This is a genomic window from Streptomyces sp. NPDC058371 (assembly GCF_042723265.1).
Lineage (GTDB): Bacteria > Actinomycetota > Actinomycetes > Streptomycetales > Streptomycetaceae > Streptomyces.
The window spans coordinates 432350-444573 of the sequence record NZ_JBHXJC010000001.1; the positions used below are offsets into that span (position 1 = coordinate 432350).

General features: G+C 71.4%; 8 protein-coding genes and 1 pseudogene. 5 read left to right on the top strand and 4 right to left on the bottom strand.

What is annotated here, in order from left to right:
- Window positions 1-19: 19 nt before the first annotated feature.
- Entirely contained in the window at window positions 20-1357 is a 1338-nt protein-coding gene (locus ACFWM2_RS01835) for a 6-phospho-beta-glucosidase (protein ID WP_383271920.1), read from the top strand.
- 47 nt (window positions 1358-1404) lie between these two features.
- A pseudogene (locus ACFWM2_RS01840) lies at window positions 1405-4445 on the top strand (alpha-mannosidase).
- Between the two features lie 63 nt (window positions 4446-4508).
- Here ACFWM2_RS01840 and ACFWM2_RS01845 read toward each other — a convergent pair.
- Both ACFWM2_RS01845 and ACFWM2_RS01850 read right to left on the bottom strand, forming a co-directional pair.
- Window positions 4509-6194: a fibronectin type III domain-containing protein gene (locus tag ACFWM2_RS01845; RefSeq protein WP_383271922.1), complete on the bottom strand. Its 1686-nt coding sequence runs from the start codon at window positions 6192-6194 to the stop codon at window positions 4509-4511.
- Between the two features lie 137 nt (window positions 6195-6331).
- Window positions 6332-7528 (bottom strand): ATP-grasp domain-containing protein, encoded by a 1197-nt coding sequence (locus ACFWM2_RS01850; protein ID WP_383271924.1) that lies wholly within the window; start codon window positions 7526-7528, stop codon window positions 6332-6334.
- A 285-nt stretch (window positions 7529-7813) separates the two neighbouring features.
- Between ACFWM2_RS01850 and ACFWM2_RS01855 the strand changes: the two genes are divergently transcribed.
- Entirely contained in the window at window positions 7814-8722 is a 909-nt protein-coding gene (locus ACFWM2_RS01855) for a metallophosphoesterase family protein (protein ID WP_383271926.1), read from the top strand.
- Window positions 8670-9359 (top strand): 4'-phosphopantetheinyl transferase, encoded by a 690-nt coding sequence (locus ACFWM2_RS01860; RefSeq protein WP_383271928.1) that lies wholly within the window; start codon window positions 8670-8672, stop codon window positions 9357-9359. Before ACFWM2_RS01855 ends, ACFWM2_RS01860 begins: the two co-directional genes overlap by 53 nt.
- 21 nt (window positions 9360-9380) lie before the next feature.
- Here the strand turns inward: ACFWM2_RS01860 and ACFWM2_RS01865 are convergent, their stop codons facing one another.
- Window positions 9381-9611, bottom strand: coding sequence for a hypothetical protein (locus tag ACFWM2_RS01865; RefSeq protein WP_383271930.1), 231 nt, complete (start codon window positions 9609-9611; stop codon window positions 9381-9383).
- A 318-nt stretch (window positions 9612-9929) separates the two neighbouring features.
- On the opposite strand from ACFWM2_RS01865, the gene ACFWM2_RS01870 reads away from it, so the two are divergent.
- Window positions 9930-10973: an alpha/beta fold hydrolase gene (locus ACFWM2_RS01870; RefSeq protein ID WP_383271932.1), complete on the top strand. Its 1044-nt coding sequence runs from the start codon at window positions 9930-9932 to the stop codon at window positions 10971-10973.
- Between the two features lie 22 nt (window positions 10974-10995).
- On the opposite strand, the gene ACFWM2_RS01875 is transcribed toward ACFWM2_RS01870, so the two are convergent.
- Window positions 10996-12201, bottom strand: a complete 1206-nt coding sequence (locus ACFWM2_RS01875; protein ID WP_383271934.1) for an MAB_1171c family putative transporter — start codon at window positions 12199-12201, stop codon at window positions 10996-10998.
- Between the last annotated feature and the right edge of the window lie 23 nt (window positions 12202-12224).

Here is a 12224-nt window from a genome sequence, read left to right on the forward strand (position 1 = left end):
CAGGAAAGGCAGGACGGGCGTGAAGCTGACGATTCTGGGTGGCGGCGGGTTCCGGGTGCCGCTCGTGTACGGGGCACTCCTCGGGGACCGCGCCGAGGGCCGCGTCACCCAGGTCGTGCTGCACGACCTGGACGCGGGACGCCTCTCGGCCGTGGCCCGGGTCCTCGCCGAGCAGGCCGCCGGGGATCCGGACGCACCCGAAGTGAGCGTCACCACCGACCTCGACGACGCCCTGCGCGGCGCCGACTTCGTCTTCTCCGCGATCCGTGTCGGCGGCCTCGAAGGCCGCGCGGCCGACGAGCGGGTCGCCCTCGACGAGGGCGTTCTCGGCCAGGAGACGGTCGGCGCCGGCGGCATCGCGTACGGACTGCGCACGGTCCCCGTCGCCGTCGACATCGCGCGGCGCGTGGCCCGCCTCGCCCCGGACGCCTGGGTCATCAACTTCACCAACCCCGCCGGTCTGGTCACCGAGGCCATGTCCCGCCACCTGGGCGACCGGGTGATCGGCATCTGCGACTCACCGGTCGGCCTCGGCCGCCGCATCGCCCGGGTGCTGGGCGCCGATCCCCGCGAGGCCTGGATCGACTACGTCGGTCTCAACCACCTCGGCTGGGTACGGGGCCTGCGCGTCGCGGGCCGCGACGAACTCCCCCGCCTGCTCGCCGACCCCGAGCTGCTCGGCTCCTTCGAGGAGGGCAAGCTCTTCGGCCCCGAGTGGCTCCGGTCCCTGGGCGCGGTCCCGAACGAGTACCTGCACTACTACTACTTCAACCGCGAGGCGGTACGGGCCTACCAGCAGGCCGAGAAGACCCGGGGCGCCTTCCTGCACGACCAACAGGCCCGCTTCTACGACGAGATGAAGCACCCGGAAACCGCCGCACTGACGGCCTGGGACCGTACCCGCGCCGAACGCGAGGCCACGTACATGGCGGAGAACCGGGACGCGGCCGGCGCCGGCGAACGCGACGCGGACGACCTGTCCGGCGGATACGAGAAGGTCGCGCTCGCCCTGATGCGGGCCATCGCCCGCGACGAGCGCACCACCCTGATCCTCAACGTCCCCAATCGCGGCACCCTTTCGGTGCTCGACGCGGACGCCGTCATCGAAGTGCCGTGCCTGGTCGACGCCAACGGCGCGCACCCGGTCACCGTCGATCCGCTGCCGGACCACGCCACCGGTCTCGTGTGCGCGGTCAAGGGCGTGGAACGGGAGATCCTCGCCGCGGCCGAGAGCGGGTCCCGTACGACCGCGGTGAAGGCCTTCGCCCTGCATCCGCTCGTGGACTCGGTGAACGTGGCACGCAGACTGCTGGACGGCTACACAGCCGTCCACCCCGGCCTCGGGTATCTCACGTAGGCATCGGTCTCACCGCGCAGACGTCGATCGCAAGGAGATGTACGGCCATGCATGACGAACGCAGCCGCATCGAGGAGCGCGTCGCGCGCGTCCACGACCAGCGCATCAAGCCCGCGATCTACGCCGCGTCCCTGCCCTTCGAGGTCGAGGCGTGGCAGGCGCCCGGCGAGCCCGTCCCGTTCGAGGAGGCCGCGTCCGCCGGCTACGCGCCCTTCGCCATGGACACCCCGTGGGGGCCGCCCTGGGGCACGACCTGGTTCCGGATGCGCGGGACCGTACCGCCCGGGTGGGCCGGCCGGCGCGTCGAGGCGGTGATCGACCTGGGCTTCGTCGGCGACTGGCCCGGCAACCAGGCCGAGGCGCTCGTCCACCTCGCCGACGGCACCCCGCTGAAGGCGGTCAACCCGCTCAACCAGTACGTGCCGATCACCAACCCGGCGGCCGGCGGAGAGCGGATCGACTACCTGGTGGAGGCGGCCTCCAACCCGGACATCCTGGCCGACCACTTCGCCGCCACGACCCCGCTGGGCGACCCCCGCACCGCCGGCGACAAGCCGCTCTACACCTTCCGCCGCGCCGACCTCGCCGTCCTGGACGAGGAGGTCTGGCACCTCTCCCTCGACGTCGAGGTGCTGCGTGAACTGATGCTGGCTCTCGGCGAGCACGACCCGCGCCGGCACGAGATCATGCACACCCTGGACCGCGCGCTGGACGCCCTCGACCTGGACGACGTCTCCGGTACGGCGACAGAGGTCCGCGCGGTGCTCGCCCCGGCACTGGCCAAGCCGGCGCACGCCAGCGCCCACACCCTTTCCGGTGTCGGCCACGCGCACATCGACTCCACTGGCTGTGGCCGATCCGCGAGACGAAGCGCAAGACGTCCCGTACCTTCTCGAACGTCACGGCGCTCGCCGACGAGTACGAGGAGTTCGTCTTCGCCTGCTCGCAGGCCCAGCAGTACGAGTGGGTGCGTGACAACTACCCGCAGGTCTGGACCCGTATCAAGGAGTCCGTGAAGAAGGGCCAGTGGGCGCCGGTCGGCGGGATGTGGGTCGAGGCCGACGGGAACCTGCCCGGCGGCGAGGCCCTCGCCCGCCAACTCGTCCACGGCAAGCGGTTCTTCATCGACCACTTCGGAGTCGAGACGAAGGGCGTCTGGCTGCCCGACTCCTTCGGCTACAACGCCGCCTACCCGCAGCTCGCCAAGCTCGCCGGCAACGAGTGGTTCCTGACCCAGAAGCTCTCCTGGAACCAGACCAACAAGCTGCCCCACCACACCTTCTGGTGGGAGGGCATCGACGGCACGCGCATCTTCACGCACTTCCCGCCCGTCGACACCTACAACGCGCGCTTCAGCGGCGAGGAGATGGCCCACGCCGTCCGCAACTACGCCGACAAGGGGGGCGGCACCCGCTCGCTGGCCCCCTTCGGCTGGGGCGACGGCGGTGGCGGCCCCACCCGCGAGATCATGGAAAGGGCCCGTCGGCTGGCCGACCTGGAGGGCTCCGCGAAGGTCGTCGTCGAACACCCCGACGCGTTCTTCAAGGCCGCCCGCGAGGAGTACCCGGACGCCCCGGTCTGGGTCGGTGAGCTCTACCTGGAGCTGCACCGCGCCACCTACACGTCCCAGGCCCGCACCAAGCAGGGCAACCGGCGCAGCGAACACCGGCTCCGCGAGACCGAGTTGTGGGCCACCACGGCCGCGCTGCGCACCCCGGACTACTCCTACCCGTACGAGAAGCTCGACCGGCTCTGGAAGACGGTCCTCCTCCACCAGTTCCACGACATCCTGCCGGGCTCCTCGATCGCGTGGGTGCACCGCGAGGCGGAGGCCGAATACGCGCGGGTGGCCGAGGAGTTGGAGGCCCTCACGGCGGAGGCCGTGGCCGCGCTGGGCACGGGGGAGACGCTCGTCCTCAACACGAGCCCGTACGACCGCTCCGAGGTGGTCCGTACGTCGACGGGTGTGCCGATGTACGTGGAGGTGCCGGCGAGCGGCAGCGCACCGCTCGCCGTCGCCGAGCCGCCGCGCCCGGTCACCGTCACCGGCCGCGTCCTCGACAACGGCCTGGTCCGGGTCGAGTTGGCCGACGACGGGACCCTCGCCTCCGTACGCGACCTGAGGGCGGACCGCGAAGTACTGGCCGACCGGGGCAACCTGCTCCGGCTGCACACCGACCTTCCCAACCACTGGGACGCCTGGGACATCGATAAGCACTACCGCAACCGCTTCACGGACCTCCTGGACGCCGAGTCGGTCACCGTCGTGGAGGAGGACCCGCTGCTCAGCTCGATCCGGGTGGAGCGCGCCTTCGGACGGGGTTCGAGGATCTCCCAGACGATCACGGTCAGGGCGGGCAGTCCCCGCATCGACTTCGAGACGGAGATCGACTGGCACGAGGCGGAGAAGATCCTCAAGGCCGCCTTCCCGGTGGACATCCGGGCACCGCACTCGTCCGCGGAGATCCAGTTCGGCCATGTCCGGCGCCCCACCCACACCAACACGAGCTGGGAGGCGGCCCGCTTCGAGGTGTACGGCCACCGCTGGGTGCACATCGGCGAACCGGGGTACGGCGTCGCGGTCGTCAACGACTCGACGTACGGCCACGACGTCTCCCGCACGGTCCGCGAGGACGGCGGCACGACGACCGTCCGGCTGTCCCTGGTGCGCGCCCCGCGCGTGCCCGACCCCGAGGCCGACCAGGGCAGGCACCGCTTCACGTACGCGCTGCTGCCGGGCGCGAGTATCGAGGACGCGATCGCCGAGGGCTACGCCCTGAACCTGCCGCTGCGGATCGCCGAGGCGGCGCCGGCCGAACCGGTCGTCTCCGTCGACGGCGAGGGCGTGACGATCGAGGCGGTCAAGCTCGCCGACGACGCCTCCGGCGATGTCGTCGTACGCCTCTACGAGTCCCGGGGTGGCCGCGCCACCGGCACCCTTCGCACCGCGTTCCCGCTGGCCGGGGCCCAGTTGACCGACCTGCTGGAGCGCCCGCTGGCGACGGCGGAGACGGCCGCGAACACGGTGCCGCTCACGCTGCGCCCCTTCGAGGTGCAGACCGTGCGGCTGGCCGTGCGGCGGCGGTGACCGTCGCCTCGGTGAGGGGTACCCGGCCGTCCGTGACGGCCGGGTACCCCACGCCCGAGAGCGTCAGCCGGTGAACCCGGCCGTGATGGACGTGAACTGCCAGTTGTTCTGGCTGATCCCCGAGCAGTTGCTCACCACGCCGCCACCGGGGCAGGGCCGGTCGCGGTTGACGGACCAGAAGGCGAGCCGGGCGATGTGGTGCGAGTTCGCCCAGTCGCGGATCTGCGTCCAGATCGCCGGGGTGGTGTTCTCCTGCTGGTCGCTGAGACCGTTCATCCCGGAGATGCCGATGTGCGCGTAGGCCGTCGCGTCGTCCCAGCCGTAGGTCGACTTGAGCTTGGTCTTGAGACCTTCGGAGGCGCCCACCGTGTTGCCGTACATGTCGGAGCCGCCACCGAAGTCGAACGGCATGATCGTGAAGACGTCGATGTTGGCGTTGAGCGCCTTGGACTGCTCGATGAGCCGGTTGCCCCAGGACGTCGGGCCGGTCGTCGAGGTGCCGAAGGTGACGATCGTGCGCAGGCCCGGGTTGTTCGCCTTGACCGTCTTCAGCGCGGTCAGGATGCGGTCCTGGACCGCGGCGTTCTCGAACTCGTCGGTGTTCTCGATGTCCATGTCGATCGCCTTGAGTCCATAGGCGTCGATCACCTTCTGCAGCGCCGCGGTCAGCGCGCTCGCGGAGGAGCAGTTGGCGCCGAGCTTGCTGCCGGACCAGCCGCCGAACGACGGCACGATGTCACCGCCCGCCGACCGGATCGAGTTGATGACACTCTGGTCGTTGCCGCCGGTCAGCGGCCTGCTGCCGTCCCAGGCGGGGTTGCAGCCGCCCGAGTCGAGCATGAACGCCATGGTGTACCACTTGATGCCGGTCGAGCTCATCACCGACGTCGCGCTCGGCGGATCGCCCCAGCCGAGGTAGAGGTAGGGCGCGGCCTGCTTGAAGCCGGTGCCTCCGCCGGTGCCCGCGTCGGTCGTCACGCTCAGCGCGTTGGAGGCGGCCGAGGTGTTCCCGGCCGCGTCGCGGGCCTTCACCGTGAAGGTGTAGGCCGTGCTGGGGGAGAGCCCGCTGACCGTCGCGCTCGTGCCCGAGACGCTCAGCACCTGGTTCGAGCCGCTGTAGATGTCGTACGCGGTCACGCCGACGTTGTCCGTCGACGCGTTCCACGCCAGCGACACGCTCGACGAGGTCTTGGCCGTGGAGCGCAGGCTCGCCGGCGCCGTCGGGGCCTGGCTGTCCGAGCCACCGCCGCCGGGGCCGTCCAGGCTGATGTCGTCCGCGTAGTAGGTGCCCTGCCCGTACCAGCCATGGGTGTAGATCGTGGCGCTGGTCTGCGCGGCACCGGTCTTGAAGGACACGGTCAGCTGGCTGTACGTCGAAGTGGAGGTCGTCCACGTCGAGGCTCCGCCGTCCACGCCGAGGTACACATAGCTGCCGCGCACCCAGCCCGAGAGGCTGTAGCTGGTGTTCGGCTGGACCGAGACGGTCTGGCTGCACTTGGCGTTGTCACTCGAACTCGCGGCGCCCGCAAGGGCTTTGGAGCCGCCGTGCACGGGACTGGAGACGACCGACCCCAGGTTCCCCGTGCAGGTCCAGGGGGAGAGACTGCCCGATTCGAGGCCGGGGTTGGACAGGATGTTGGCCGCTTGGGCCGTGCCGGGCAGGGCGACCGCCCCGGCCAGAGCCAGAGCGGCGGAGCCGAGCAGGGCGAGGAAAGTGCGTCTGGAGCGTCGGAAAGGTGTGATGCGCACGCGATCTCCCTGGTGAAATGGGGGTGTTCGGGAGTGCTGGAGGTGCGCAACCAAGTTGGTATGGACCAATGCAGCTGTCAAGACGCTGTGCGTGGATTGGTCCAGACCGGTAGTTCCGACGGTGTGGTGGGAAGCGGCTATACGGGTGCGATGCCGGCCGGCGCACTTGCGGCGACGGGGGCCGTGACGGGCCCGGCGGCGGGTTCCGTGACCGGCCCCGGGACGGCCTCCGCGTCCGGGGCGGCGGTGGCCTGGGCGGGCACTGCCGGGAGGGTCTGAGCCGGGGTCTCCGTCCGCTGCTGCGGCAGCGACACCGGGCGCAGTGGACGGGGGCCCGCGACCACCGTGTAGTCCTGCGCGAGACGCGACGGCACCAGCTCGCCCGGGTCCTCACCGAGCGCCAACCGCACCGCCGCCCAAGGGGCGTTGATCCCGCACAGCGCGAGCTGGTGCAGCCCGCCCGCGGGCCGGGTGTTGACGTCCATGAGAACGGGCTCGTCCCCGTACATCCGGAACTGGATGTTCGTCAGATAGTGCAGCTCGAAGGCCTCCGCGATCCGGCGCGCCGGATCGATCCACGAGGGATGGAGGGTGAAGCCGCGGCGCCGCCCGTTCTTGGTGCGGCCCACCGCCATCCGCACCCGGCCGTCGGGCCCGGTGAGGCAGTCGACGGACACCTCCGGCTGCTCCAGGCGCGGCATCACCAGCCAGTCGACGGGCCGCTCGGCCTGCCGCACCGCGTCCATCACCAGATCGAGCGGCATGTAGGGACTCGGGAACCCGTTGAGATGCGCGAGCGAGAAGGGGGCGCGCGTGATGATGCGGAAACCCACTCCGCCCGCGCCCGCCGCCGGCTTGAAGCACGCCTTGTGCCCGGCCTCCTCCAGCGCCTCGACCGCGGTCAGCAGCTCCTCCGCCGTCCGCACCCGCCACCAGGGCGGCACCGGAATGCCCTGCGCCTGGAGCGCCTCGTACGCCGTCACCTTGTCGTGGAAGACGGCCACGGCCTCGGCGGGCGGCGCGAGCAGAGCGGTACCCAGTGCGGCGAACTCCGCGCGATGCGCCACGATCGCCGCCTGGTAGAGGACGGGGACGAAGACATCGATGCCATGGCGCGCGCACTGGTCCAGCGCGTACTCGACGTAGGCCGCCGGGGAGAGCCCTTCCGGCTCCAGCGCGGCGATGTCGGCCGCGGCCAGGATGGGGGAGTCGGCGTCGCCGTGCGTGGCGTGGATCTCGACGGGCCGGCCGTGCGGATTGCTCCGCAGCTGATCCATGAAGAACACGTTCTCCGCGTACGTGCGGTTGAGCCAGACGCGTACGCGAGAGCCCATGCAGGCCGCCTTTCACAGTTTCCGGGCACAGCGGAGCAGGCCGTGCCCGGCCAGGGGGGAGGGAGGTACACCGAGCCGCCGTACGCCGTGGAAGGCTCGTGACAGCTGTGTTGGGGCGATCATAGGGGGCGCGGAGCACCTGTGACGCTACGGGCGTGTTACGGATTCCCCGGATGTCCACGCGGGTTCGCCCGATGCCGGCGCCGTGCCCAGCCGGACGGCCCTTGTCCGTGGCAGGGCAGATGTGTTCTTGTGGTCCCCATCGGGATCTCGGAGGGGGCGGGAGTGGAGTCGACGGCCGATCGTCCGGGACACCTGCTGGCCATCAGCGATCTGCACATCGGATACGCCGAGAACCGCGCCCTGGTCGAGGCCATGCGCCCCACGTCCGACCACGACTGGCTGCTGGTCGCCGGAGACGTCGCGGAGACCGTGGCCGACATCCGCTGGGCCCTCGGCACGCTCGCCGGCCGCTTCGGCAAGGTGATCTGGGCCCCCGGCAACCACGAGCTGTGGACGCACCCGAAGGACCCCGTCACCCTGCGCGGCGTCGCCCGCTACGAGCATCTGGTCGCCCTCTGCCGCGACCTCGGCGTCCTCACTCCGGAGGACCCCTACCCGGTCTGGAACGGATCGGGCGGTCCCGCGGTCGTGGCACCCCTGTTCCTGCTGTACGACTACTCGTTCCTGCCGCCGGGGTGCGCGACCAAGGCCCAGGGCCTGGCCTACGCGGAATCGACCGGCATCGTCTGCACCGACGAGCACGTACTGCACCCCGATCCCCACCCCAGCCGCGACGCCTGGTGCCGGGCCCGGATCGCCGAGACCGAGCGCCGGCTCGCCGAACTGCCCGAAGAGCTGCCGACCGTGCTGGTCAACCACTACCCGCTGGACCGGCACCCCACCGACATCCTGCGCTACCCCGAGTTCGCGATGTGGTGCGGCACCCGGCTGACCGCCGACTGGCACCGCAGATTCCGCGCCGAGGTCATGGTCTACGGACATCTCCACATCCCGCGGACCACCTGGCACGAGGGCGTCCGCTTCGAAGAGGTGTCGGTGGGCTACCCCCGTGAGTGGAGCAAGCGACCGGGACCGCCCGGCACGCTGCGCCGCATTCTGCCGATGGAGGTCGGAGCAGGTGATCGAGGAGCTGCTCCCGGAGTCGGTCGTGGCCGTGGAGACACACGGTGACGACGAGACCGGGCGCGCCACGCTGTACCCCGAGGAAGAGGCGCTGATCGCGCGTGCCGTGGAGAAGCGGCGCCGCGAGTTCACCGCGGCGCGCGCCTGTGCGCGCCGTGCCATGGAGAAACTCGGCGTGACCCCGCAGGCCGTCCTCACCGGGGAGCGCGGAGCACCCCTGTGGCCGGAGGGTGTGGTCGGCAGCATGACGCACTGCGAGGGCTACTGTGCCGCCGCACTGGTCCGCGCCGCCGACCTCGCGTCCCTCGGCATCGACGCCGAGCCCCATCTCCGGCTCCCGGACGGCGTCCTCGCCTCCATCGCCCTGCCCGCGGAGCTGGAGCGGCTGCGCCGGCTGAGCGCCGACGCCCCCGACGTCCAGTGGGACCGGCTGCTCTTCAGCGCCAAGGAGTCCGTCTACAAGGCGTGGTTCCCGCTCACGGAGAAGTGGCTGGACTTCTCCGAGGCGGACATCGCCCTCTCGGTGGACCCGGCGTCCGGGAGCACGGCACCGTCGGGCCGCTTCCGCGCCGAACTCCTGGTGCCCGGCCCGCTGTTGGGCCACGAGCGCGTCCGGTCCTTCGACGGACGCTGGACCGTGCAGCGGGGGCTGCTGGCGACGGCGGTCAGCGTGCCGCACCCCTAGCCGGGCGTCACCGGCGCACAGTCAGCCGGGGTCGGGGCACCAGTCGTGCAGCAGACGGAAGAACGCCTGCTCGTTGCCCGCGAGGCCGGCCGCCGCCAGGGCTCGCTCCGCCTCCGCCAGGGCGGCGGGCGGCACCACGGGTGGTCGGCTGGCGTCCGGCGGACCGTCGAACGCCGCTCGTACGGTGTGCAGCAGACGCAGATAGGCCTGGACGGCGGCGCGTTCGTGATCGGTCAGTACGGCGGTCGGCATCGGACGGCTCTCCCCTGGTCGGCTTGTCGAAGCGGTACGTGTCGTGACCGTTCGTGCGGTGCGGACGCCCCCCGGCACGGCAGCGGCGGACAGCGCTTCCGCCCCCGCGCACCGGTGACACGACTCCAGCTTGCCGTCCACCACTGACAATCCGGTTTCTCCCCCATTCCCGACTTCGCTCGGCCGGGGCCCGACGTGGTGGTCCGCCCGCTTAGCGGAGGCGAAACCTCCCGGAAATCCCTGGTGGGACAAGGGCCCTACGCTGGAGTGAAGGGTGGTGAACCGCCGCTTGCGCGGCCTGGATCAGGAGGCGAGCCCGTGACCGACGTACCGCCTCGGCGTCCGCGGCGCAGCGGACGGCTGCGCCCGGTGGGCGACGGGGAACTGCGACTGCACTTCCGTGTCGTGCACGGCTACCGGCGCGCCTTCCGCATGGCGGGCGAGGGCCCGCCGCTCGTCCTGATCCACGGCATCGGCGACTCGTCGGCGACCTGGGCGGAGCTGATCCCCGACCTCGCCCGCACCCACACCGTCATCGCGCCCGACCTGCTCGGCCACGGCGCCTCGGACCGGCCGCGGGCCGACTACTCGGTGGCGGCGTACGCGAACGGGGTGCGTGACCTGCTCACCACGCTCGGCGTCGAGTCCGCCACCCTCGTCGGGCACTCGCTCGGCGGCGGCGTCGCCATGCAGTTCGCCTACCAGTTTCCCGAGCGCACCGAGCGGCTCATCCTCGTCAGCGCGGGCGGCGTCGGCCGTGAGGTCAACCCCGTACTGCGGGCGGTCTCCCTGCCGGGGGCCCATCTCATGCTCTCCACGCTGCGGTTGCCCGGCATGCGGTTCCAAGTGGGTCTGTTCGCACGGGCGATGAGGCTCCTCGACACCGACCTGGGCCAGGACGCACCGGAGTTGCTCACGCTCGTGGACGCGCTGCCCGACACGAACTCCCGCACCGCGTTCATCCGCACGCTGCGCGCGGTGGTCGACTGGCGCGGACAGGCGGTGACCATGCTCGACCGCTGCTATCTGACCGAGGGCATGCCGACGATGCTGCTGTGGGGCGGCCGGGACAGCGTGGTGCCGGTACGGCACGCGTACGGCGCCCACGAGGCGATGCCCGGCAGCCGTCTGGAGATCTTCGAGGGCGCGGGCCACTTCCCCTTCCACAGCGACCCGGGCCGCTTCGTCGCCGCCGTCGAGGAGTTCACGAGCACCACCGACCCGGCCGACTGGAGCCGTGAGCACTGGCGCGAACTCCTGCGCGCCGGCCGGCCCGGCAGCGCCGCCGGGCAGCCCGACACGGTCCGCAGCCGTGCCGCGGAACGCGACCTGCGGGAGGCGAGCGAACGCAGCGCGACCTGACGCCGCAGGCCGGTGTCCTCGGTCAGTACGCCCGCTGCTCGCGGTCGGCCGGCGGGGTCGCCGTGGCCCCCTCGCGGGCGGCCGCGACGACGGGTGACCGCCGCAGGGCGAGGGACATCCGCACGAGATCGCGCGGACCGTCGGTGGGCTCGGACGGTTCAGCGGCCGCCGCCGAGCTGATGACACTGCCGTCCGGGTCGGCGGCCCTGGCCCGCACCGCCGCCGTCACCATTGCGGCGTCGGCCTCGGCGTGCGCCTGTGCGGGATCCGTGCCCGCCGCCACGGCCGTGTCGTAGGCACGTGCGCGCACCCCCGTGTCGAAGTAGGGGTTCAGGCCCAGCAGGCCGTCGTGGATGTCGGACTCCCGCTGGGTCACCAGGAGTTCGGCGGGAGACCACCAGGAGATCCGCACCCCGCGGTCCCCGTGGACGGCGACCGAGCGCAGCTCGCGCCAGAGCGGCCCGAGCCTGCGGTACGTCGACCAGGTGTGCCAGCTGTCCCCGAGGCGTCGGCAGGCGAGCGGGAGACAGAAGCCGAGCGCGGTGAACTGGGCGCCCGCGGAGGCCAGTACGGGTGCCACATTGGTGCTCAGACCGTCCAGGTCGCCGCCGTTCCAGCGGGCGGCCACCGCGGTCAACTTGGCTGCCGCGTAAGGGATGTTGAAGAGGAAGCCGAGGGCGATCACGAGCAGCCCGGCGCGCAGCCAGCCGCTCACCTGAAGCGCCCAGCGCCAGCACATCACGTTCATCGCGACGCCCGAGACGGTGAGGGCGACGAGATAGAGCACGATCATCTCGCGGATGAACGGCGTGTTGGCGTAGTAGGTGTCGAGGTCCCGCAGCCGCTCCCGGGGAGTGTCGCCGAGGACGAAGAGCACGATCAGCGTGACGCTCACCAGGCTGTATCCGCCGATCCAGCGCCGGGTGATCCGGCGGGTCACCTCCGGCGGGCCGCCGCGCCAGTACACGATGAGGACGAGACAGGAGGCGCTGAAGGCGCTCAACAGGCAGTAGACCAGCGGTGCCGAGACATTCGGGATCCCGGTGACGTCGTTGACCTCGGCGATCGTCGGCGGGGCCGCGAAGAGGAACACCAGCGCGGCCAGGGCCAGCAGCACGCCCACGGACCGCAGCAGCGGGTCGCGCCAGCCGCGAAGGAGCGCGGGCGCCTTGAAGGCGAGGGCCACGCCCATGGTGGCGGCCGGGATGTAGTAGCTGGGTCCGTCCATCGTCTTCGGCGTCTCCCGGGGTG